Annotated in this window: 19 protein-coding genes; 11 read left to right on the forward strand and 8 right to left on the reverse strand. The window is 35.7% G+C overall.

Features of this window, described 5'->3' with window-relative positions; all coding sequences use genetic code 11:
• The first annotated feature begins 112 nt into the window (after positions 1-112).
• The 5 genes from guaA (at position 113) to EV197_RS07485 (ending at position 6,738) form a co-directional block, all read left to right on the forward strand.
• Positions 113-1,645 carry a glutamine-hydrolyzing GMP synthase gene (gene guaA, locus EV197_RS07465; RefSeq protein ID WP_130286094.1) on the forward strand — a complete coding sequence of 511 codons (1,533 nt, stop codon included), beginning with the start codon at positions 113-115 and terminating at the stop codon, positions 1,643-1,645.
• 97 nt (positions 1,646-1,742) lie between these two features.
• Positions 1,743-3,905: an amino acid ABC transporter substrate-binding protein gene (locus EV197_RS07470; protein WP_130286095.1), complete on the forward strand. Its 2,163-nt coding sequence runs from the start codon at positions 1,743-1,745 to the stop codon at positions 3,903-3,905.
• A 341-nt stretch (positions 3,906-4,246) separates the two neighbouring features.
• A complete protein-coding gene (locus tag EV197_RS07475; protein ID WP_130286096.1) occupies positions 4,247-4,804 on the forward strand; it encodes a DUF922 domain-containing protein in 558 nt (185 codons plus the stop codon).
• A gap of 3 nt (positions 4,805-4,807) precedes the next feature.
• Complete coding sequence (locus EV197_RS07480) at positions 4,808-5,035, forward strand: DUF3820 family protein (RefSeq protein ID WP_130286097.1); 228 nt, start codon at positions 4,808-4,810, stop codon at positions 5,033-5,035.
• 134 nt (positions 5,036-5,169) lie between these two features.
• Positions 5,170-6,738, forward strand: coding sequence for an amidohydrolase family protein (locus tag EV197_RS07485; protein WP_130286098.1), 1,569 nt, complete (start codon positions 5,170-5,172; stop codon positions 6,736-6,738).
• A 27-nt stretch (positions 6,739-6,765) separates the two neighbouring features.
• On the opposite strand, the gene lysA is transcribed toward EV197_RS07485, so the two are convergent.
• Positions 6,766-7,998 (reverse strand): diaminopimelate decarboxylase, encoded by a 1,233-nt coding sequence (gene lysA, locus EV197_RS07490; RefSeq protein ID WP_130286099.1) that lies wholly within the window; start codon positions 7,996-7,998, stop codon positions 6,766-6,768.
• A gap of 173 nt (positions 7,999-8,171) precedes the next feature.
• Between lysA and EV197_RS07495 the strand changes: the two genes are divergently transcribed.
• The 4 genes from EV197_RS07495 to EV197_RS07510 all read left to right on the forward strand — a co-directional run bounded on the left by EV197_RS07495 (position 8,172) and on the right by EV197_RS07510 (position 11,212).
• On the forward strand, positions 8,172-8,807 hold the full coding sequence (locus EV197_RS07495) for an LON peptidase substrate-binding domain-containing protein (RefSeq protein ID WP_130286100.1): 636 nt from the start codon (positions 8,172-8,174) through the stop codon (positions 8,805-8,807).
• 177 nt (positions 8,808-8,984) lie between these two features.
• A complete protein-coding gene (sucC, locus tag EV197_RS07500; protein ID WP_130286101.1) occupies positions 8,985-10,178 on the forward strand; it encodes an ADP-forming succinate--CoA ligase subunit beta in 1,194 nt (397 codons plus the stop codon).
• A 65-nt stretch (positions 10,179-10,243) separates the two neighbouring features.
• Positions 10,244-10,753 carry a cupin domain-containing protein gene (locus EV197_RS07505; protein ID WP_130286102.1) on the forward strand — a complete coding sequence of 170 codons (510 nt, stop codon included), beginning with the start codon at positions 10,244-10,246 and terminating at the stop codon, positions 10,751-10,753.
• A 123-nt stretch (positions 10,754-10,876) separates the two neighbouring features.
• Positions 10,877-11,212, forward strand: a complete 336-nt coding sequence (locus EV197_RS07510; protein WP_130286103.1) for a hypothetical protein — start codon at positions 10,877-10,879, stop codon at positions 11,210-11,212.
• Positions 11,213-11,259: 47 nt separating this feature from the next.
• On the opposite strand, the gene EV197_RS07515 is transcribed toward EV197_RS07510, so the two are convergent.
• A complete protein-coding gene (locus EV197_RS07515; protein WP_130286104.1) occupies positions 11,260-12,855 on the reverse strand; it encodes a class I SAM-dependent methyltransferase in 1,596 nt (531 codons plus the stop codon).
• Between the two features lie 140 nt (positions 12,856-12,995).
• Between EV197_RS07515 and EV197_RS07520 the strand changes: the two genes are divergently transcribed.
• Both EV197_RS07520 and EV197_RS07525 read left to right on the forward strand, forming a co-directional pair.
• Complete coding sequence (locus EV197_RS07520; protein ID WP_130286105.1) at positions 12,996-13,400, forward strand: TerB family tellurite resistance protein; 405 nt, start codon at positions 12,996-12,998, stop codon at positions 13,398-13,400.
• 201 nt (positions 13,401-13,601) lie between these two features.
• Positions 13,602-14,039, forward strand: coding sequence for an Hsp20/alpha crystallin family protein (locus tag EV197_RS07525; protein ID WP_130286106.1), 438 nt, complete (start codon positions 13,602-13,604; stop codon positions 14,037-14,039).
• A 72-nt stretch (positions 14,040-14,111) separates the two neighbouring features.
• Here EV197_RS07525 and EV197_RS07530 read toward each other — a convergent pair whose 3' ends face one another.
• The 6 genes from EV197_RS07530 to EV197_RS07555 all read right to left on the reverse strand — a co-directional run bounded on the left by EV197_RS07530 (position 14,112) and on the right by EV197_RS07555 (position 23,486).
• A complete protein-coding gene (locus tag EV197_RS07530) occupies positions 14,112-14,519 on the reverse strand; it encodes a response regulator (RefSeq protein ID WP_130286107.1) in 408 nt (135 codons plus the stop codon).
• A complete protein-coding gene (locus EV197_RS07535) occupies positions 14,520-15,965 on the reverse strand; it encodes a PAS domain S-box protein (RefSeq protein WP_130286108.1) in 1,446 nt (481 codons plus the stop codon).
• 183 nt (positions 15,966-16,148) lie between these two features.
• Positions 16,149-18,155: an excinuclease ABC subunit UvrB gene (gene uvrB, locus EV197_RS07540; protein ID WP_130286109.1), complete on the reverse strand. Its 2,007-nt coding sequence runs from the start codon at positions 18,153-18,155 to the stop codon at positions 16,149-16,151.
• Positions 18,156-18,265: 110 nt separating this feature from the next.
• Positions 18,266-21,718: a T9SS type B sorting domain-containing protein gene (locus EV197_RS07545; RefSeq protein ID WP_130286110.1), complete on the reverse strand. Its 3,453-nt coding sequence runs from the start codon at positions 21,716-21,718 to the stop codon at positions 18,266-18,268.
• A 27-nt stretch (positions 21,719-21,745) separates the two neighbouring features.
• Positions 21,746-22,582 (reverse strand): ABC transporter permease, encoded by an 837-nt coding sequence (locus EV197_RS07550; protein ID WP_130286111.1) that lies wholly within the window; start codon positions 22,580-22,582, stop codon positions 21,746-21,748.
• 4 nt (positions 22,583-22,586) lie between these two features.
• A complete protein-coding gene (locus EV197_RS07555; protein WP_130286112.1) occupies positions 22,587-23,486 on the reverse strand; it encodes an ABC transporter ATP-binding protein in 900 nt (299 codons plus the stop codon).
• Between the last annotated feature and the right edge of the window lie 97 nt (positions 23,487-23,583).

A 23,583-nucleotide genomic window follows, 5' to 3' on the forward strand; every position in this document is an offset into this window, starting at 1 on the left:
TTTCAAAAGGTAAATAAATTTAAATCGCTTTATTTTTTTCAAAATTAACTCCACGAATTAAAAATATACGAAATCTGATTTCTGAGTTGTCAATTTAATTTTATTTTTGCCTATGCAAAAAAACAACGTACTTATATTAGATTTTGGGTCACAGTACACCCAGCTAATAGCCAGAAGAGTAAGAGAACTTAATATTTACTGCGAAATTCATCCTTTTCATAAGATTCCCGAATATGTTGCAGATTTTAAAGCCGTCATTTTATCAGGATCTCCGTTTTCTGTTCGTGCAGAGGATGCACCGCATCCAGATCTTTCTGAAATTCGAGGAAAAGTACCGTTGTTAGCTGTTTGTTATGGAGCGCAATACCTAGCACATTTTAGTGGAGGAGAAGTAGCACCTTCGAACTTGCGGGAGTATGGTAGAGCTAATTTATCATTTATAAAAGATGGGGAGTTATTTTTTGAGAATATTACGGAGGGTTCTCAGGTATGGATGAGCCATAGTGATACGATTAAAGAATTACCTACTGGCGCAATACGATTAGCAAGTACGTATGATGTTTTAAATGCAGCGTATAAAATTGAAGGCGAAGAAACCTATGCAATTCAATTTCACCCAGAGGTGTATCACTCTACGGATGGAAAGCAGCTGTTAGAAAACTTCTTAATTAAAATTGCTAAATTAGAATCCGATTGGACACCAGATTCTTTTGTAGAGAGTACAGTTGATGAGTTAAAAGCAAAATTAGGGAACGACAAAGTGGTCCTAGGATTAAGCGGTGGTGTAGATTCTACAGTCGCTGCCGTTCTATTACACAAAGCTATTGGTGAAAATTTGCATTGTATTTTTGTCAATAATGGTTTGCTTCGCAAAAATGAATTTCATTCTGTATTACAGCAATACGAAGGAATGGGGCTTAATGTGAAAGGAGTTGATGCTTCGGCACGCTTTTTGTCTGCTTTAGCAGGTATTAGTGATCCAGAAGAAAAAAGGAAAGCAATTGGAAGAGTGTTTATCGAAGTGTTTGATGATGAAGCACATCAAATCGAAGATGCTAAGTGGTTAGGACAAGGAACCATCTATCCAGATGTTATAGAATCTGTTTCGGTGAATGGACCGTCAGTAACCATTAAATCGCATCATAACGTAGGTGGACTTCCTGATTTTATGAAGTTAAAAGTGGTAGAACCGCTTCGCATGTTATTTAAGGATGAGGTGAGAAGAGTAGGAGCCTCAATGGACCTTGATCCAGAATTATTAGGTAGACATCCTTTCCCTGGACCTGGATTAGCTATACGAATACTTGGGGATATTACAGAAGAAAAAGTAAGAATATTACAAGAGGTGGATGCTATATTTATCAACGGATTAAAAGAAAATAATTTATACGATCAGGTGTGGCAAGCAGGGGCAATATTACTACCGGTTCAAAGTGTTGGAGTAATGGGAGATGAAAGAACCTATGAAAATTGTGTTGCATTGAGAGCTGTAGAAAGTACAGATGGTATGACAGCAGACTGGGTGAATTTACCTTATGAGTTTTTGCAGAAAACATCTAATAAAATAATTAATGGGGTTAAAGGGGTAAATCGAGTGGTTTATGACATAAGTTCGAAACCACCTGCTACTATAGAATGGGAATAGTAGCGCAGAAAATTTTGTAGCTATTTTAAAAACTAACAAAATTAAGAACAGAATTGATCGTTATAAGAAGAGAACGATCTTAAAAGAGACAACAAACATGAAGAACATTTTAGTGTTTTTAATGGTATGCATAGGTAGTATTACTATTTCATTTGCGCAGAATTATAAATCACATAAGGTCCTTAAAGGCGAAAATGTGTATAGAATTGCGAAAAAATACAATACCACAGTTGATGCTATTTTAAGAATTAACCCCACTGCCAAAGAGGGAATTAAAGAAGGTCAAATTCTTGCTGTTCCCGTTACCGGAGATCAACAATTTGAAATCCATGAAGTTGTTGATGGTGATACTGTTTTTAGTTTGGCAAAGCGCTATAATACTACAGAAGATGCCATTTATATGCTTAACCCAGAGTCTGTTAATGGAATAAAAGCGGGCCAAATTCTGCGTGTTGGTAAAGTTGAAAAACCAGTAAATACTGCAGAAGATGTAGAGCAAACACTAAATGACGATAAGGAGCGTATAATAGACAGCTTAAAGGCTACAGCATCATCACCAAAAATAATTGGTTACAAAACTCATAAAGTAAAGCGCAAAGAAACTTTGTTTGGTATTGCAAAAGAATATGGAGTTTCCATAGAGGATATAAAAAGAAGTAACAAAAGATTGTATGCTGAGCAATTAAAGAAAAAGGATAAGATAAGAATTCCAATTTTTGCTAAAGAACAAACTGTAGTTAATACCCCTGTAGATACTATCACTACAGGTAGGGTATCAGCGCTAACTACTTATGTCATTAAACCAAAGGATACCAAATTTAGTATTGCCAGAAGACATGGGATTACTATTGAAGCGTTTGATAAGTTAAATCCAAATCTAGACCCTTCTTTTCCGATAGGAGAAAAAATAAAAGTTCCTTCCACTATCTTCGTACCTTTAGAAGAAACAGTAGCCTCAGGGTTTGAATTGTATGAAGTAAAACCTAAAGAAACCATTTACGGCATATTAAATAGGTTAAAAATACCAGCTGATTCTTTGTTTAAAATGAATCCGTATTTAAAAGATGGTTTAAAAGCAGGGTCTGTTATTGTTATTCCTAAAAAAACGATAGATACATCTACCTTTGTGGGAATTAAGGAGAATAGAATTGTTGACTTAACAGATAAGCTTTATAACTTTAAAACTAAGAAAATAGGGGTAATGTTTCCATTTAACCTTGAAGAATTGAATTTTGATGAGGTAAATGAAACTGAGGAGTACCTTAAAAAGAAGCAAAGCCTAAGAATAGCTGTAGATTTTTATCAAGGTGTACAAATGGCTGTTGATTCAGCTAAAACCTTGGGTATTTCAACAGAAGTTTTTGTGTATGATACCAAAAAAAATAATAATACGGAGTATATAAAAGGAGTCATAGCAGAAAATGATTTTGAAAGTCTTGATGCAGTAATAGGGCCATTATATCCGGCAAACGTTGAAACGGTGGTTAAGGAATTAAAACCGTTTAACACGCCTGTTTTTTCTCCAATTTCAAAAAAAGACGCAGATTCGTTTGATAATTTCTTTCAAACCAGGCCATCGGATGATATTTTACAGGACAAATTGATCAGTTATATTAAAAAAGATACTACAGATAAGAATATCGTACTTATTGTACAACAAGGAAAGAAGTTTGATTCATTACGTGCCAAATTGAATACTGTTTTTCCAACTGCTAAAACAGCGAAATTACAAGAAGGAAATTATTTATATGAAGTTGATTTAAACAAGGTGCTAGACGAAAAAAAGAAAAACTGGGTGATTTTGGAGTCTGATGATGTGGCTATGATAAGTAATGTAACTCCATTTTTAAACGCTAAGGCGGAATCCCATCAGATTACATTGTTTACTACTGATAAGAATTCAGCTTTTGATGATGACAGTATCAACAATGAGCACCTATCAAAGTTGCAGATGCATTATCCCTCTATTGATAAAGAATCCGAAGATGTTGCTGAGGGTAATTCCTTCGTAAAAAATTATAAGGCCAAGTATGGGATAGCCCCAAACAAATTTATTGTGCGTGGTTTTGATATTGCTTATGACGTATTATTACGCTTAGGAACGGCAGAGAGTATGTATCAAGCTGCTGATTATCGAGCAACGACAGAATATGTAGAAAATAAATTTGATTATAAAAAAGAGGAAAAAGGAGGGTTTTACAATGAAGCCGTATACCTTATTAAATTTAACGAAAACCTGGAACTGAATATTATTGAATAAAATTTTTGGTTTTTCTCTTTCTAGTTTCCAAAATTATATTATTTTTAACTAATCATAAAACACAAGGTCGGATTAATAATTTGGGTTTTATAATTAGAACTATCTCTTAACTCACACACATTTTTAAAATACATTGTTCAGTTTTACGTTATAAGTAAGGTTGGCATAGATATTGTGTGAAGTAAAGAGATTTTTTGATTTAATGTGGAAGTAATTTTTGAAGTACTTCTTGATAATGAAATTTTATTTTTGTATCTCTTATTAGTACTTGCCCCGTCCTAATAATTTGATATTGAAATTAGTAAAACAAATAACGGTAACTGGGCATAATTAGTTCAATTATGAGTAAATTCTTTACGATTTTATTGATTTTAGTTTTTGCTAATAATGGTTATGTTGAACGCTTTTCTTATGCAGAAAAAAGTAATTTAGACTGGTCAGACTTTAGAGGTAAACCTGACTTAAGTAGTAATTTTGATTCTGCAGTAAATACCGGTATTACTTATCAATGGTCGTATAGTAAAGATCAAAATGACTTAGAGCTTAAGTTTGAAGTAGATAGTTTTTGTTATCCATCACTCTCTTGGGTTAAAAAAGGTCAAATGACTGATTATTTACTGGCACACGAACAATTGCATTTTGATATTTCTGAAGTACATGCTAGGATGATGCGCAAAAGGCTAAAGGAATATAAGCCAGGTAAAAATATACGCAAGGATTTAAATCAAATGTATAAGCTGGTTGAACGAATGCGAGTCAATATGCAGGAGCGATACGATGAGGAGACCGATCACTCTCGAAACAAAGAAGCCCAGAAGAAATGGGAAAAGAAAATAGAAACGTTGATGTGGTTTTATAGAGACCACAAAAAAAAAATTAACTACTTCGTAACTCCATAAACGTTGAATACGGGTTTAGATACTTCATTTCTCACAAAACTTTCCAAAGCCAAAATGCCTTTTGGTAAATACAAGGACAGATATTTAGTCGATTTACCTGAATATTATTTAGTTTGGTATAAGAACAAAGGTTTTCCCAAAGGGAAATTAGGCGAGCAATTACAATCGATATATGAAATTAAATTGAATGGTTTAGAATATTTAATTCGTAATATTCAAAAGTTCTCTTAATTAAATACTAGTATTGCCAAGGTTGAAGTTTATAACCTTTTAAATATACCTGCTACAAAGCTTTTTAAGCAAATTAATAATACGGGCACTAAAGATTCATTATATTTACCATACTGCACCATGTATTCTTAATTATGACGAAATTAGTTCAATCTTTTACTTTACTTATTGTATTTACTTCTACTTTTTTCTTAAGCGCTCAGCAATTGCAAGAAGGTCCGTTTACTCAATTAATCATAAGAGGAGTTACGATTATTAATGGAAATGGAGCTCCTCCTCGGGGACCCATGGATATTGTAGTCGAAGGAAACGTCATAAAAGAGATTGTACCGGTGGGTTATCCTGGAGTTTCTATAGAAAAGTCAAATAGACCTGTTCTCAAGGCTGGTGGAAAGGAATTAAATGCAGAAGGAATGTATATTTTGCCGGGCTTTATCGATATGCATGGTCATATTGGTGGAGTTGCGCAGGGTGCAGATTCGGATTATGTATTTAAGCTTTGGATGGCGCACGGCATCACTACGGTTCGAGAACCTAGCGGAAGAGGATTAGACTGGACCTTAAAACTGAAGGCTAAAAGTGAAACAAATGCAATTATAGCCCCTAGAATTTATGCCTATACTGGTTTTGGTCAGGGAAGTAAAGACGGAATTAGTACCCCAGAGATGGCTGTTGATTGGGTTAGGAATAACGCAAAACAGGGAGCAGATGGAATTAAGTTTTTTGGGGCTCCTCCGGCTATTATGGAAGCAGCCTTAGCGGAAAACAAAAAATTGGGGTTAAAGTCTGCTTGTCATCATGCTCAGATGGATGTAGGTAGGTGGAACGTTTTGCATTCTGCCAGAGCTGGATTAACATCTATGGAGCACTGGTATGGATTGCCAGAGGCATTATTTGATGATCGCACCGTACAGGATTATCCCTTAGATTATAATTACCAAAATGAACAGCATAGATTTGAAGAAGCAGGTAAATTGTGGAAGCAAGCTGCGCCTCCATATTCCGAGCACTGGAATAATGTGATGAACGAATTGATTGCTTTGGATTTTACCATTGATCCCACATTTAATATTTACGAAGCTAGTCGCGATTTACATCGCGCTCGCCGGGCAGAATGGCACGAGGATTATACACTACCTTCTCTTTGGCGATTCTATCAACCGAGTAAAGTATCACACGGGTCATATTGGCACGATTGGGGTACGGAGCAAGAGGTGGCTTGGAAAGAAAACTATAGATTATGGATGACTTTTATCAATGAATATAAAAATAGAGGAGGTAGAGTTACTACAGGTTCAGATTCTGGATTTATATTTCAGTTGTATGGGTTTGCTTATGTTAGGGAACTAGAGCTATTAAGAGAAGCAGGGTTTCATCCTCTTGAAGTTATTAGAGCAGCTACACTTAATGGTGCTGAAGCGTTAGGTGTTGCAGATAAATTAGGTACTATAGAGGTTGGTAAACTTGCAGATTTTGTATTGATCGATGAAAATCCATTACAGAATTTAAAGGTTTTGTACGGCACGGGCGCTATACGTCTAACAGAAGAAAATGAAGTGGTACGAGTGGGAGGAGTTTCCTACACGATAAAGGATGGAATAATTTATAATGCTAAAATGCTACTAGAAGATGTAAAAACGACCGTCAAAGAAGCTAAAGAAAGAGAAAACTTTAGCATTCTTCAACCTGGCGTTAAGCGATGATTTTTTATTTTAAAAGCGCTCGAGCTATTATTCAGCTAATTGCGGTTCTTTTTCAAAAATTGGAGCACTAACCTGATTTTTTATCAAGTCGTCAAAGGTCTCTCGAGCTCTAATCACATAATCTTTCCCTTCATACCAAAGGACTTCTGCGGGTCGATATCGAGAGTTGTAATTGCTAGCCATCGAAAAACAATACGCACCCGCATTTTTAAAAGCGAGTATATCTCCTTCAGTAATTTCATTGATTCTTCGATTTGAAGCAAAGGTGTCCGTTTCGCAGATGTAGCCTACAATAGAATAAAACCGCTCTTTTCCATCAGGGTTAGAAAGGTTTATAATTTGATGTTGCGCGTTATAAAACATAGGGCGGATAAAATGGTTGAATCCTGTATCGATGCCTGCAAATACGGTGGAAGTAGTTTGTTTAACTACATTAACCTTAGCTAAGAAATAACCGGCTTCACTAACCAAAAATTTACCAGGCTCAAACCCTAGGGTTAAGTCTTTACCATAGCTTTTACAAAAGGAATTAAACCTTTTGGACAGTTTATCACCTAATTCTTCAATATTCGTTTCTATATCCCCTTCTTTATAAGGTACTTTGAACCCACTTCCGAAATCAATAAAATCTAAATCTTTAAAATGAGTTGCGGTTTCGAATAATATTTCACTAGCGTATAGAAAAACTTCGATATCCAGAATATCACTACCCGTGTGCATATGTACTCCGTTAATAGTCATGTTAGTGTTTTCTACTATACGTAGTATATGTGGGATTTGATGGATTGATATTCCAAATTTACTATCAATATGACCAACTGATATTTTAGAATTACCACCAGCCATTACGTGAGGGTTGATTCGAATACAAACCGGTATGTTTGGATGTTTGGTACCGAACTGCTCTAATATAGATAAGTTGTCGATGTTTATTTGAACCCCCATCGCAGCTACTTCTTCGATTTCAGTCAGCGACACTCCGTTAGGCGTATAAATAATATCTTCTGGTTGTACACCAGCCAGCAACCCCAGTTTTACCTCTTGTATCGAAACCGTATCAAGACCAGCGCCATATGAATTTAGAAGCTTTAATATAGAAAGATTCGATAGCGCTTTAACGGCATAATTTATTTTAAGGTGTTTTACCTTTGTAAAAGCATTACATAATCGATTGTATTGACTTTCTATTTTTTCGGCGTCATATACATACACCGGGCTTCCGTGTTGTTCCGTTATAGCTATGAGATCTTGATAATTCATTAATTTATGATTTTAAAACCTCAAAATTATTAATAATTGTATATATAATAACTTTAAATACTAAAATATAACAGATCAGTTATATTTGTTTAATTAGTTAATATACTATTACAAAGATTATGCTTAATTTTAGGACTGACTATTGATCCGTTACTTACAACAAATAATTTATTATGCTTCCACTTTTTCCCTTACAGTTAGTTGTTTACCCTAAAGAAGAATTAGCGTTGCATATTTTTGAGGATCGGTATAAACAATTAATATTTGATTGTAACGACAAGGGAATTCATTTTGGAATCCCAACTTTTCTTAATAAACGCTTAGATTATGGTACAGAGGTTTATTTGGATAAGGTAGTCAAAGAATATCCAGATGGGAAGTGTGATATTATTTGTAAAGGTATTCGTGTTTTTCAAATTGTAGATTTTCATCATCAATATCCCAATAAGGGGTATGCTGGTGCTGAAGTAAATTTTTTTGAAGATGATTTAGTAACAGATCTAGATCTACAAGAAGAGTTGTTGAATTATATTGCCAAGCTTTATGTAGAGTTGGCAATTGAAAAACCACCTATTTTTAAGCGTCCGGTTTTGAGTTACCAAGTGGCGCATAAAATAGGTCTTTCCTTTGAGCAAGAATATCACTTGTTAAAAATCAGGAATGAAAAAGAACGATTGGCGTATCTGATCGGTCATTTAAAAGGTACTATACCTGTAGTAAAAGAAATGAATAGGGCTAAAAAAGTAATTCAGATGAATGGTCATTTTAAAAATTTAGATCCTTTGGACTTAAAGGATTTTAAGATCTAAAAGCCATAATTGGCTATATTATTAGTTTAATAACTAACTTACTCAAAAAAGATTGGCACAGAACCTTCACTTTTCCTATTTTTGAAACTCCTTTTTCAATAAGGAAAAAAACACGTTTTATCAAGGTGATTTTTTGGACCATCGGGATTAACGATTTAAAAAAACAAATACATAAAGATGAATTTACACGAATATCAGGGTAAAGAAATACTTAGTAGTTTTGGAGTACGTATCCAAAGAGGGATTGTTGCTCGTAACGCCAATGAAGCGGTTAATGCGGCAAAGCAATTAACAGAAGAAACAGGTACGGGATGGCATGTGATAAAAGCACAGGTCCACGCAGGTGGACGTGGTAAAGGTGGTGGAGTTAAACTTGCCAAAAACCTTAAAGAAGTTGAGGAAATAGCAGGTCAGATTATTGGAATGAATTTGGTAACTCCTCAAACCTCTGCAGAAGGTAAAAAAGTGCATCAAGTTTTAGTGGCTGAAGATGTGTATTATCCTGGAGATAGTGAACCAGACGAATTTTACATGTCTGTGCTTTTGAATAGGAGTACTGGTAAGAATATGATTATGTATTCTACTGAAGGAGGTATGGATATTGAAACAGTGGCAGAAGAAACACCACATCTAATATTTACTGAAGAAGTAGATCCAACAGTTGGATTAATGCCTTTCCAAGCAAGGAGAGTTGCATTTAATCTTGGTCTTAGCGGTACGGCTTTCAAAGAAATGGTGAAGTTCGTAACAGCGCTTTACAAAGCATATATTGAATCAGATTCTTCGCTTTTTGAGATCAATCCTGTATTAAAAACAAGTGACGATAAAATTATGGCAGTAGATGCTAAGGTTACCTTAGATGACAATGCTCTTTTCCGTCATAAGGATTATGCAGAAATGCGCGATGTACGAGAGGAAAATCCTATTGAAGTAGAAGCTAAAGAAGTAGGACTAAATTATGTTGACCTTGATGGTAACGTAGGTTGTATGGTAAATGGAGCTGGATTGGCTATGGCAACTATGGATTTAATTAAGCAAGCAGGTGGTGAGCCCGCTAACTTTTTGGACGTAGGAGGTACAGCTGATGCAAAACGGGTAGAGACTGCGTTTAGAATAATCTTAAAAGACCCTAATGTAAAAGCAATATTAATCAATATTTTTGGTGGTATTGTACGTTGTGACCGAGTTGCGCAAGGGGTAGTAGATGCGTATAAGAATATGGGTGACGCTATTAAAGTACCTATTATTGTAAGATTACAAGGAACGAATGCTGATATAGCAAAAGAACTGATTGATACTAGTGGATTGGATGTTCAAAGTGCTGTTGAATTCCAAGAAGCTGCAGATAAGGTGCAGGCTGTTTTTGCATAAATAATTTAAAGTATATTAGTAAAAAGTAGCCTTAGGGCTGCTTTTTTGTTTTTAATAAAACCTTAATGAAAACTCAAGATAGAATTGATGAACTTACAACTGGCTTAGGATTATTGCCACATCCTGAAGGGGGATTTTATAAAGAAACCCATAGAAGTCCGATTAAAATTAAAAAAAAGAACCTCCCTGATACTTTTTCTGGTGATCGTAATTGCAGTACTGCGATTTACTTTTTATTAACCTCAGATAATTTTTCTGCTTTTCATAGAATCCAACAAGATGAAGTTTGGCATTATTACGAAGGTTCTCCACTCGATGTGCACGTTATTGATAAAGAAGGTGCTTATACCAAATACGAGGTGGGTCTTGATCTTCGTAATGGGGCTGTGCCGCAATTGGTAGTTCCTGCAGGAGTTTGGTTTGCTTCTAGTGTAAGAAATGAAGATGACTATTCTTTCGTGGGTTGTACCGTTTCGCCTGGATTTGATTTTGATGATTTTGAGCTGGCGGATAGAAAGGCATTGAGTTTGCGGTATCCAGAACATCGAAAAATAATATCAAGATTAACTAGATAACCGGTGTTCTTATAACTATCTAGGTATGTGATTGTTAATATCTGTTAAAAATAACTATGTAGTGTAACAATCTTGAGCTTGTTGTCGTCTTATAGATAAATAATCATTAAAAACGAACAAGTCATGAAAAAAATCAAAGTATTTTTTGCAGCCGCTGCATTAATCATTAGTAGCACTGCTATCGCAGGAACACCAACAGAGCCAACCCAAGAGCAACAATTGAACAAAGAAATTCACCAATTATTAGATGAGCCGTCTTTTAATGTGGATGGAGAAATGACTGCTTTTGTAACGTTTACCCTAAATGAAAAAGGAGAAATCGTTGTTTTAAACGTGGATTCTGAGAATCTAACTGTTGAAAGTTTTATCAAAAGTAGATTGAATTACAAGAAAGTAGCAATGAAACTTAATCCAACTATTAAGTTTTACAAAGTGCCGGTACGATTGGTATCCGCATAACAACAAAAAATTATTTGAAAATCCCGGCTTCATCAACCGGGATTTTTTTATTCCCTTATATAATTAATACTTACCGTAGCCAATTCAGAATCTGGGAATTTAGCAAAGTGCTTTGGGTCACTTTGCAATCCTATTTCTTGGATCACTTTTAAAAAGCTTTCGATTTCCAATATATATTGGTCAGAAAACCCGTGGGTTGCATCGTAAGCAGTTGCGGCTGTTTTACCCAGGTTATCTGCGGTTAACGAGGGGGCTATGGTGTGTAATTCTATAACAATAAGACCAAACCTGCGAATATAAGGAGCCCATTTTGAAAAATGATCCTTAAGGTTTCGCTCCACATCAGTATTGTGAAGCCTTTTGCCGCGATAGGCAAATGCTCCTGTGGAAGTACTAGGTGTATCTAAGCTTAATTCAGGTGCTTTCCAAACCCTATTATGATCTAAAAACGTGCGCACCGAAAGCAAGTCCTTTAAGTTAATCTTATAGTTTTCTTGTAAATCTTTTTGAAGCTGGTCAGGATTTCCAATATCACCCCAAATGACTTTAGCCCAAATATCGGCCTGTATAATATTGGCTCTAGTGACTTTTAATGCCGCAGTATTAAAATCCGCACCAACAAGAAACAGTGGGTGTTCATCAAGATGTTTACCTCTCAATGTCTTGGATTCTATAGTGTCAAACAAATGAATCAAAAAAGCTCCATTGCCGCATCCCATATCTAATATTCCTTTGGGTTGTTCTTCTAAAGGCTTATTAAACAAGTCAATGATAATCTCATCAATTTTTTTGAAGTAAGCTGCGTGCGCTCCACCGCTTCCCCAAACATTCATCTCGCGATCCACGTGAATTTCATCTTCAGACTTGTGTTCCCATAATATTTTAGGATTACCAAAAATGAGTTCCTCGATTTTTCTGAACATCGGTATATACGATACCGTGACCCCGTAGGCTGCTGCTCTCTTAGCAAAAAATAAACCTTTTTCAGTAAAAGAGTAATGCTTGTCATTTTTAATAAACCAACCTCTATTGCTTAAAAATGTAAGGATTTTGTCAAAACTTTCAGGATGCTGGTGGTACTCATCTGCAGTAAAAGAAGCTTCCATAAAATATTTATGAAACATACCACCCATTCCAAGGCGAACAATCGTTGGACCGATTAAAACACCTTCAATATGCATTAATACTTGGTGTTTTAATTCTTTTGACGCATCGCTCGTTGAAAGATTAAATTCAGCTTCATAGGCATCAAAAAGCTTTTCGAGCGCATAAAAGGGTTCTAATTCAAATTTTCGGGGATGATAGTTTCCTGAAAGTTGGATGAGGTCAACAACGCCTTTATATAAAGGGAACAGACTGAAAGCCTCTGGTGAAGTTGCATTTGTTTTAATAGTGACCAGCTCATTTTTTACAGTATAGTCAAGCCAACCCTGAGCGGCTAAGGTTCGCAAGGCAACATTAAGGTAACCTTCGTTAGCATTAAACGTTTTAACAAGATCTGCTAAACTTATTGCTTCATGCTGCTGTATATAGCTTGTTACTCCTTCATTATAGAGACTATAGGCTATGGGGGCAGTTACAATTCCATCCAAATGTCTAAAAAGTTCTTCTCTGTATTGTTTTTTTTGTTTGTTATCAAGCATTTTTTGAGTCATTTAAATGAACCTACTAGTTCAATAGTAAAGTAAGTAAAATTGATTGAATTTGATTACAATTTTTTTATCAGCTTTATAAGTCCCAAAGGAATGTCAGAAAATATGTTATTTTGCCATTAAAAAATATAATGGGATACAGTAAGAAAGAAAAACTAAGTCTGTTATCAGAAATGATTCAGTTTGCGCAAGCGGATAATAATTTCAAAAAATTAGAGTATGACTTTATTGTAGCCGTAGCGGAACAGCTTGGAATAAATAAAATGGAAGTCGATGAGCTCAGGGTTACAAAAATTGAAAAAACTCCACTTAAATCTGAACCCCAACGCATTCTTCAATTTCACAGATTAGTCCTATTGATGAACGTAGATCAAGAGGCTAACGCTCAGGAGTTGTTAACCATTAAAAACCTTGGATTACAGATGGGATTGCGACCGGAGGCTATTGAAACAGTGCTGACGGAAATGCATAACTACCCTAATAAAGTTATACCTCCCCAGGAACTGATTACCATATTTTCTCGTTTTTATAACTAGGGAATTGAGTATCTTCTACTAGATATAGCGTTTGCAGTCATCTTTCGAACGGTCAATTTTAAAGCATCTATTGCTACGAAAGCGTCAATATGACACAATAATCTCGTTTAAATATGACAAAAAGTCGTGTTTTTTGAAGTGGAATTCATTTTGCTATGTATGAGTTGTAAAATTGAAATAAACCTTTAAAAACATACAATTATGACTTTAGTAAAAAGAACAGACAGATTTCCGTCAGTATTTGACGATTTATTTGCAACCGATTGGTTTGGGGGAGTAACCAAAAATGGAACAGGTAATTTTAATACACCTGCGGTAAATATTAGAGAGAATGAAGATAGTTTTATGGTAGAATTAGCTGCTCCTGGATTAAATAAAGCTGATTTTAATATAGAATTGGATAACGACCTTCTTTCAATATCTTCAGAGAAAGAAGTAGAGCGTGAGACTAATGGAAATGATGCAAATTATACCCGAAAAGAATTTTCCTATACCTCTTTTAAGCGTTCGTTTACGCTTCCAGAAACGATTAATCCTGAGGCTATAGAAGCTTCTTATAAGGATGGAATTTTGTTGATTACGTTGCCTAAAAAGGAGGAAGCTAAGGTTCAACCTAAACGATTGATTGAGATTTCATAAATAAGTTTGATTTGAGACTTAATTTAGTTAATTAATGTTTTTGAAAAGCGCTCTAAAAGAGCGCTTTTTAATTTATATGGCTGTCATTAATTTTTCTAATTCATTTTCTGTAATGGGTTTAATAAAGTACCCCGACACTTCTTTAAATTCCTTTACCCTTGCAATATCATGCGGATTGTCCGATGAGGATAAAATATAAATGGTAATTTTTTTATTTAATGAGGGAAAAATGGATTTATACTGCTCTAAAAATTGCCATCCGTTCATTATGGGCATGTTGATATCTAACAGTATGATATCAGGTAATTCATCGTGGTTAGATATTGCATTTTTTAAATAGGTAATTGCTTCTAGCCCGTTGGAGAAGACCAAAACATTTTTTTCAAAATCTGCGGGTATACCAGCTATCATTTTTTTGATAATAAACTGATGAATCAAATCGTCATCAATTACGCAGAATGTTTCTTTTGTTTTACTCATTTAAAGGTTAAGATTAATCGTAAATTTAGTACCTTTCTCTAGGGTACTCGAAACTTTGATGGTTCCATTAAGAGCTTCTATCTGTGATTTAGTCATAAAAAGTCCTAAACCTTTTGCATCAATATTATTGTGAAAGGTTTTCTTGAATCCAAAAACTTGATTCTTATATTTTTCTAGATCAATTCCTATTCCATTATCGCTAAATGTTAATTGTATCGAATTTTTTAATCTTTTAGCTGTTATATTAATCACAGGTTTACGATCTGGAGATTTATATTTGAGTGCATTCGATATAAGGTTAAGGAAAATACTTCTTAAAAAGATTTCAGAATATCTCACAATGCTCACGTCGGAGAAGTCTGTAGTAATTTCTGCTTTACTTGACATAATTTCTCCACTTAATTGATTGGTTACTTCTTTTACTATTTTTTCTAAGGAAACCTCGACTAATTTTGTGTTATCCTTGTTATGGATCTGAATAACTTCTATGAGGTCATGCAGGGTTTGGTTTAAGATCCGGGTAGAGTCTGTAAGCAGCTTAGTTAACTTTTCCTGTTCCTCAGAAAGTTGCGTTTCTTCTAAAAACTTGGTGAGCATAGCAATATTTGCCACCGGAGCTCGTAAGTTATGAGAGGTAATATAGGCAAAGTCTTCTAGTTGTTTATTTTTAGCTCTTACCTCCTTAAGCGTTGCTTGTTCCCTTATTTTTTGTTTTTTTTGGGCGGTGGTATTTCTTGCAATCGCAAAGATATCACCAGTTTGATCTACGGATGTTGCATTCCACTCCAACCAAACGGATTCACCGGATTTAGTTTGGTATCGATTTTCAAATTTAATGGCTGTAGTACCTTCCATTTGTTTCCTCACCATAGTAGTGGTTTTACTGCGGTCATCTGGATGAATAAATTCCATAAACGGCGTGCTTAATAATTCAGCTTCTGAATACCCTAATATTTCAATCCATTTGGGATTCACTTTTTTGAAATATCCGTCAGCGTTTGCAATAACGATGAGATCTTCACTAAGTTCAAAGAGATCTTCTAGTTTTTTGCTTTTTTCTTTAAGATCCTTAGTAAAGGCTTCATAAGTCAATTGTTGCCTGGTCTGGTCCGAAATGTCTTTTCCTATGGCTATGATATCCTCCGTGGAATCTATTTTTAAAAATCGCCATTTGATCAACAATATGTCTCCGTCTTGAGATACTAAACGATTTTTAAGCTCAGATGCAGTATTGCTAAATTCATCAGCCGCAATAAAATTTTTAGTTTCAGCTTGATCTTCAGGATATATCAAATTTACAAAAGGAGTTTGAATAAGCTCTTCCTTAGAAAACCCCAATTCTTTCCATTTGTCATTCACTTTTTTAAAATTTCCGTCGCTATCTATGATCATTAAAAAATTATCAGACAGATAAAAAAAACTTTGAAATAACAAATTTGTATACATCGGCGAATTATTTAATTGTAATCTGCTTTGGTTTGTTTTTGGGTAGTATAGTTAGATAAATATACTCCAAAAAAGCCTTAGAATTAGGAATACAAATATTTTATTTCATCTCGAAATGTAAAGTTAGCTATTGTTTGTGGTTTGTGGAGGAAGCAAAAACGTAATTTTATTACGTCCCAACCATTATATACTTGTATTTTTAACCTTTTCTTGTAACATTTTTATTTCATCGCGTAGTTTCGCCGCCATCATAAAATCAAGATCTTTAGCTGCTTTTTCCATCTCTTTTCTAACCGTTCTAATCCTAGCTTCTAATTGTTCTTTCGTATAATACGCTGTTTCCTCCTCAGCTGCTTTAAGTGTTGGTGCTGCTTCAAATTGATAAGGTTCTGGCTTTTTACCAGCTAAGGCACTATCTAATGATTTTTTGATAGCTGTAGGTGTAATGTTGTGCTTTACATTGTAGGCAATCTGTTTTTCTCTACGGTAGTTGGTTGCATCAATAGTCTTCTGCATACTTTCTGTTATTTTATCAGCATACATTATTGCTCTACCGTTGACATTTCTTGCTGCTCTACCTACGGTTTGCACCAAAGATCTATTATTTCTCAGAAAGCCTTCCTTGTCTGCATCCAATATAGCGACCAAAGAAACTTCGGGTAAGTCCAAGCCTTCTCTTAATAAGTTTACACCGATAAGTACATCAAAAAGTCCTCTTCTTAAATCTTGCATAATTTCTACACGTTCCAGGGTATCAATGTCACTATGAATGTAGCGACAGCGCACATCAATGCGTGTAAGGTATTTTGCGAGTTCTTCTGCCATTCTTTTGGTCAATGTTGTAACTAAAGTACGTTCGTCTTTATCGACTCTTTTTTGAATTTCTTCGATGAGGTCATCGATTTGATTAAGACTGGGTCTTACTTCAATTTCTGGATCTAATAATCCGGTAGGGCGAATAATTTGTTCCACGTAAGTACCTTCACTTTTTTGTAATTCATAATCTGCAGGGGTGGCACTAATATATATTACCTGATTTTGAAGCACCTCAAATTCTTCAAATTTTAAGGGTCTATTATCCATGGCGGCAGGTAATCTAAATCCGTATTCTACTAAATTTTCTTTTCGGGATCGATCTCCACCATACATAGCGTGTACCTGCGGAATAGTCACGTGACTTTCATCCACGATCATCAAATAATCATCCGGAAAATAATCAAGTAAGCAGAATGGTCTTGTTCCTGGCGCTCTTCCATCCAGATATCTAGAATAGTTTTCAATACCAGAGCAATAACCAAGTTCTTTGATCATTTCCAGGTCAAAATTCACTCGTTCTTCTAGTCGCTTGGCTTCTAATGGTTTTCCTATTTCTTTAAAATAAGCGACCTGTTTACCAAGATCTAATGCGATTTGATCAATTGCATTGTGTAGTACTTCCGGAGAAGTAACAAACATATTTGCGGGATAAATATTCAATCGATCGTACTTTTCTAACACTTCATTCGTTTGCACATCAAACGCTTCAATTTCTTCAATTTCGTCACCAAAAAAATGTATCCTGAAGGCGTCATCGGCATATCCCGGAAAAACATCAACCGTATCTCCTTTAATTCTAAAATTCCCATGCTTAAATTCGGCTTCAGTTCTAGAATACAAGCTTTGAACTAAGCGGTGGAGCAGCGCAGTTCGGGATACAAATTGACCCTGGGCAATGGAGATTACATTTTTTTGAAACTCAATAGGGTTGCCGATACCATATAAACAGGAAACGGATGCAACAACAAGTACATCTCTTCGACCTGAAAGTAAGGATGAGGTAGTGCTTAAGCGTAATTTTTCGATTTCATCATTAATGGATAAATCTTTTTCGATGTACGTCCCAGTGGTTGGGATATAGGCTTCAGGCTGGTAGTAATCATAGTAGGATACAAAGTATTCTATAGCATTATTAGGAAAAAACTGTTTAAACTCTGAATACAGCTGAGCGGCAAGGGTTTTATTATGTGCTAATACCAGTGTTGGTTTTTGCACACTTTCTATGACATTAGCTGCTGTAAATGTTTTACCAGAACCCGTCACCCCCAGTAAGGTTTGATGTTTTTCACCAGAGGTGATGCCACCTACTAACTGCTTTATGGCTTGTGGTTGATCTCCTGTTGGGCTAAATTCTGATTTTATATTAAATTTCATACGAGTTTATTACTAGCAATTTGAGAGGATGGTATTAATTCCGTTTCGCTAAATTAAGAGTTACGGAATAAAAAACTCTTTAAGAAACTATAAAAGGATAGGGTACGATTTTATCGAATTAACGAAAAACTTCCAGTGGATAATCTACCATCTTCTAGCTGAACTCTAAACCAATATTCATCAGAGGGCATCAATCTTCCATTAAAAGTTCCATCCCAACCGTTTCCTCCTGGAGACAATTGCTTCAATAATTTTCCTTGTCGATTAAAAATGTAAATAATGGAATTGCCCAATACATCACTAGAAATTCCTTCTACCGACCAAGAATCGTGAATACCGTCACCATTTGGAGTAAAATAACCTGGAAATCCAATAACCGAAATATTGCGAGTTACAATGGGTTGGCATCCATTTATATCTCTTATGTACACGGTATGAAAACCTGGTGGCACATTTGTAAATATGGTACTATCTTGATAATTGAGGATGCCTTGGTTATCAACATCAATGGTGTACTCATAATCGCCTGGACCTTCAGTATTTATAGTAACACTATTATTCGTTGTGGCGTCAACAATTACAATAGAGGATATACTAGCAGGTCCAGAAATTTCTACGCTCACCGTCCTTACTTCAGCACAACCCGTGTTGTTATTAGTAACGATCACTGAATAGTTGCCTGGTGCATCTACGGTGATGTTTTCTGTGGTTTCTCCTGTGGACCAACTATAACTAAAATCCCCTGGATTTACTCCAACGGGTAACCCAGCATCAAGCTGTATTTGCGGACCATTGGAACAGCTAAAATAAATAGCTTCCCTCTCGATAGCTGGTAGTTCATATAAAAAGAGTGCAACTTCATTGATGCCAAAACACTGATTGCTACTATTTTCTACACGAGCATAGACTATATCTGTACCTTGGGTGTAGGGAGTGGTATTAGTAATGGTAGTAATAGGATTAATTTCTGCTAGTGCTTCATCAAGAGTTGTGTAATAGCTTACCGATAGATCTGGATTATTGAGACCTGATAGAATTTGAGTATCCGCTAAGGTCAGGTCAAAAACTTTAAAGCCGTCTTCGTTTCCGTCATCATCACATTCCCTAAATTCAATATCATTGGCGTTGGTTAAACTTACGGCTAAACTCACTGTGCTTATCCTGTAGCATCCAGTATTATTATTGATGACACGAACATATAACATTTGATTGGCCGAAGTATTAGCATAGGCTAAAGTGTTATTGATAGGATTGATATCGTTTTGAGCATCTACTAAGCTTTCGTAAAAAATCAAGTTTCTATCGGGTATGGCACCTGTAAGCTGATCATAAACCTGATCAAGATTAAAAATGGTGTTTCCGTCATTGGGGTCTTGAAAAGCATCGCACTGCGTTAATGTAGAAGGGATTGCTTGTGGCAGCGGATTGATTGTAACCGGAATTTCAGTGGTATCATAACAGCCCGGATTAGCAGAGTTTTGAATTCTTGCAAATACAGCAGAGGTATTTCCATCAAATAAAAAAGTCGTTGGGTTAGGTATGGGATTGGTGTTGTTGTCTGCATCAAGCTGATTGGTGAAATACTGAATGTTAAACTGCGCATTATCCTGACCGTTGTAAATTATACTATTTAATTGTGTTAGGTCATAGTTAATGGCTCCATTAGTATCATCTCCATCGTCTGCATTATCACATTCGATAATCGGTTCAACTCGATTAGCTGTAGGTGTATCAAATATTTCTACGGAAAAGTTTGTGGTGTCAAAGCAAGATGGATTACCATTGTTTTGTATACGGATCGCTATGTTTTGTGGATTATTTTCAGTTGTAAAAATTTGAGGTAATGGATTGCTTCCTGATACAGCGTCCGTAAGTGTTCGATAGTAGCTTACCTGAAAGGTAGTTGGGTCTTGAGTTCCTAAAATGTCAGCCGTGTACGAGGAAAGATCAAGGTCAAGGCTGCCATCGTTGTCTGAATCACATAGTTGTTGAGTAGTTGGCGTAGTTTGAACTGTAGGTACTTCAAAAAAAGTAGCGTTTGCTGCTCCAATTAGTGGGCAACTACCATCATTGAGATCAACTTCTAATCTATAATTACCAGTGGTATTTATGGTTAAGCTATTCGTAGTGTTAGCAATTGCCACGTCATTAACAAACCAGGTATACGTTGCTGTTGCAATGTTTTGATAACTTAGGGTGTAGTTATCGCCTTCACAAAGGTTTAAATTTATATCATTCGGTGTGCCACTATTCACGATATCAATGGAACGTGCAAATATGGATTGAATGAACGGGGGTAAACCGATACGAGAACCACGCAGTCCATCAGTATCCACTAAAATGCCCCGATCGCTGTAATTTACATTAGCGGCATCCGCTTCGGGATTTTGAAGTACACCAAGGTAATTGTCATCTCCGTTATTAAAGTTAAAAAGTGCTCTGTAGATCCTACCGTCAGGACCCAGCTGAATAGCCCCTGCACTAAATGGTGTAATATCTTGACCATTTTCATTGGCTATACGGGTACCACTAGCTGCAATTTGAGTGGGAGGTAGGGTTAGATCAAACTGCATTAAAAAACCGTCTCCGGAGCCGTCACTACCAATACCTATGGTAGTATACAATTTTTCGCCACTCTGAGAAAATTCAACTCCATAGGGGGCATCTCCATCGTAGAGTTCAATTTCATTACTTATAGAACCGGTTACATTGTCAAAATCATACAGCAATACTTTTCCAGGACCGTTGCCTCCAGTAACTGTAGCTAATCCAAGATGTGCCACTGCAATTTTATCCCCTTCAGGAGAAGCTTTCATGTATCCCAATGCATTTCTTCGATACCCCGAAATTGGAACTTCAACACCAACTTGCGATGTGACAGGATTTGGGTCTACACCCGTTTGATCCACTCTAAACGCATAAAAGGTATCTATAAAATGGGTAATGACCCAAAAAGCATCACAGTCGTCACTTTTAACTGCAGTAATTTTTTCGGAACACTTATAAGAGCTTTCATCAAAACTTGAGGGGTCGTAAGTTACCAATGGGATATTTTTTTCTGTGGGAATGACATCTCCAAGGCCTCCATTGAGATTCATGTCTACCACAGAATAGGTAAAGCCATTATTGAACCCGTCATCTTCATTGACACTAAAGTCCGTGTTTTGGTTAGGATATGTAGCCGCATTTTCGTGATGTGGTTCATCAACGGCAAAAATAAAATAACGTCCGGGAGTATTGGGTTGAGGCACGATCAATGCACTTGACGTACTCGAGGGGTCTCCTAGCAGTCCGTTGCCTGCATTGTAATTAGCATTTGGCATAATTACCCCATTTCTATCCCAGACCGAGCGTCCGTCCGTGTAAAATAATAAGGCACCAGTTGCATCAGATATCGTGGTACAGCCTTCTAAGGTATTTAGCTGTCCATTGGTTAATGCTGAGGGAGGTGTGGTTCCAAAATTAAGCCCTGCGTTTTGACCAAAGTACCAAAAATTAGCTTCTCCCTGACCATAAAAGATAAGGGAGAAGAGTAATAGTATAACTGTAAGAATGTATTTCATCTATTTGACCCCAAAGTGTCAAATATATTATAAATCTCTCTTTTTTAGAAGTAAATAGGATAGCCAAATAAAAATTGAAGTCCAAACCAGTACAATTAAGAACTGATACCAATGTACTCCATAGTCTTTTTGAAAAGATTCACCTAATTGATTTGCAGCGGATTGAATAAAATTAAGTCTGGTGAAAGGTTCTTTTATTAAATTCCCCATTGACTCTAAAGGAAAAAATTGAATGATAGAATCAGCAATAGTAGTCCCTTTAAAAACTTTAAATTTCATTAAAGCATATAAGATGTTTTCTATAACCCACCAGATAAATAAAAATCCTAATGCAAAGGCTGATCGCTTTACAAAAACACCTAAAAACATGCAAAAAGCAAAGAATCCTAGTAATTTTACAAAATAGGCGATAATGTATTCGAAATCAGAAAAGATAATGCCTATCTCAGTATAATCTGAAAAGCTAAGGCCTAAAATCATAGAAACACAGAACAAAAACAGGGTAGAGATTAAAGCAAAAGCAATAACAGTTAGAAATTTGGAGGCAACAAATTCTTTTTTACTTAGGCCATCAATTAAATTCTGTTTTAAGGTTCTATTGCTGTATTCGTTAGACATCATAGAAACGATTACGATAGCTAAAAAGAGCTTAGCCCAAGCTGCTATAAATGCATTGAAATGCCAGATGTAAGGAAAGTTGAAAATGCCTTGATCTGCAATTCTAAAGTTAATACCGCCAAATTTAAATTCGATAGAGGCTATAAGAGCGATAAAGGTGATCAATACAAAATATGTAATGGATATTACCTTTGCAGATCTACTATATTTAAGTTTATGAAATTCTATATTTAGTAATCGTAGCATGGGTTTAGTTTTGGTTGTTGGTAAGTTGTAAAAATTGTTCCTCAAGGCTTTCTTTTCGTTTCACCAAATGGGTTAATACGATCCCAGCCTCGAACGCTTTTTTATTGACTTCAGAAGCCTCTAGTTCTTCATTAAGAAAAGCGGTAATTTTATCTCCTTCTTCCTTAAGGATACCAAAGGAAGGTTGTGAAGCTAACCAATCTTTAAGTTGATTCATATGATGACTCTTTAACTCAAAGTAACCATAGCTTGCATTCATTTGATCAACTGGTCCGGAGTAAAGTTTCACTCCTTTGCGTATGATAACCACGTGAGTACAAACTTTTTCTACTTCATCTAGCAGGTGAGAGGCTAATAAAATAGTCGTTCCTTGTGCAGCGATTTTTCTTATAATTTCACGTATTTGATGAATTCCTTGTGGATCGAGTCCATTAGTGGGCTCATCTAATATCAAGATTTCAGGATCATTTAATAGGGCGGAAGCAATAGCTAATCGTTGTTTCATCCCTAAAGAAAATGTACTAAACTTGCTATCTTTTCGGTCTAACAATCCTACAACCTCTAATTTATCGTCGATTTTATCCGTTGTAACGCCTTTAATCTTACAGACTAATTTAAGATTTTGGGCAGCGGTCATATAAGGATAAAAGTTAGGTCGCTCAATGATGGCTCCAACCTTTTTTAAGGCATCGTGGGTAGAGGTATTTCCATCAAACCAGGTAAAGTCACCTGAAGTTTTATTTACAACGTTAAGTACAATACCCAAGGTAGTAGATTTACCACTTCCGTTAGGCCCTAAGATACCATACACATTCCCTTTTTGAATCGTAAAAGACAAATCTTTTACCGCAGTTATGCGACCAAAGTTTTTGGTAAGATTGTTAATTGTAAGTATGTTTTCCAATTGCTTGTTTTTTGGTGGTTCTATAAGACTAGACGAACCTATCGCTAATTTGTTACATTGCTTAGTTGTGTTAAATCAAAAACACCTCCCGGTAACA

It is taken from the genome of Aquimarina brevivitae (assembly GCF_004216895.1).
Lineage (GTDB): Bacteria > Bacteroidota > Bacteroidia > Flavobacteriales > Flavobacteriaceae > Aquimarina > Aquimarina brevivitae.

Coding starts and splice junctions, on each gene's coding strand:
- guaA (WP_130286094.1), top strand. CDS start 113: ATGCAAAAAAACAACGTACTTATATTAGATTTTGGGTCACAGTACACC.
- EV197_RS07470 (WP_130286095.1), top strand. CDS start 1,743: ATGAAGAACATTTTAGTGTTTTTAATGGTATGCATAGGTAGTATTACT.
- EV197_RS07475 (WP_130286096.1), top strand. CDS start 4,247: ATGAGTAAATTCTTTACGATTTTATTGATTTTAGTTTTTGCTAATAAT.
- EV197_RS07485 (WP_130286098.1), top strand. CDS start 5,170: ATGACGAAATTAGTTCAATCTTTTACTTTACTTATTGTATTTACTTCT.
- lysA (WP_130286099.1), bottom strand. CDS start 7,998: ATGAATTATCAAGATCTCATAGCTATAACGGAACAACACGGAAGCCCG.
- EV197_RS07495 (WP_130286100.1), top strand. CDS start 8,172: ATGCTTCCACTTTTTCCCTTACAGTTAGTTGTTTACCCTAAAGAAGAA.
- sucC (WP_130286101.1), top strand. CDS start 8,985: ATGAATTTACACGAATATCAGGGTAAAGAAATACTTAGTAGTTTTGGA.
- EV197_RS07505 (WP_130286102.1), top strand. CDS start 10,244: ATGAAAACTCAAGATAGAATTGATGAACTTACAACTGGCTTAGGATTA.
- EV197_RS07510 (WP_130286103.1), top strand. CDS start 10,877: ATGAAAAAAATCAAAGTATTTTTTGCAGCCGCTGCATTAATCATTAGT.
- EV197_RS07515 (WP_130286104.1), bottom strand. CDS start 12,855: ATGCTTGATAACAAACAAAAAAAACAATACAGAGAAGAACTTTTTAGA.
- EV197_RS07520 (WP_130286105.1), top strand. CDS start 12,996: ATGGGATACAGTAAGAAAGAAAAACTAAGTCTGTTATCAGAAATGATT.
- EV197_RS07525 (WP_130286106.1), top strand. CDS start 13,602: ATGACTTTAGTAAAAAGAACAGACAGATTTCCGTCAGTATTTGACGAT.
- EV197_RS07530 (WP_130286107.1), bottom strand. CDS start 14,519: ATGAGTAAAACAAAAGAAACATTCTGCGTAATTGATGACGATTTGATT.
- EV197_RS07535 (WP_130286108.1), bottom strand. CDS start 15,965: ATGTATACAAATTTGTTATTTCAAAGTTTTTTTTATCTGTCTGATAAT.
- uvrB (WP_130286109.1), bottom strand. CDS start 18,155: ATGAAATTTAATATAAAATCAGAATTTAGCCCAACAGGAGATCAACCA.
- EV197_RS07545 (WP_130286110.1), bottom strand. CDS start 21,718: ATGAAATACATTCTTACAGTTATACTATTACTCTTCTCCCTTATCTTT.
- EV197_RS07550 (WP_130286111.1), bottom strand. CDS start 22,582: ATGCTACGATTACTAAATATAGAATTTCATAAACTTAAATATAGTAGA.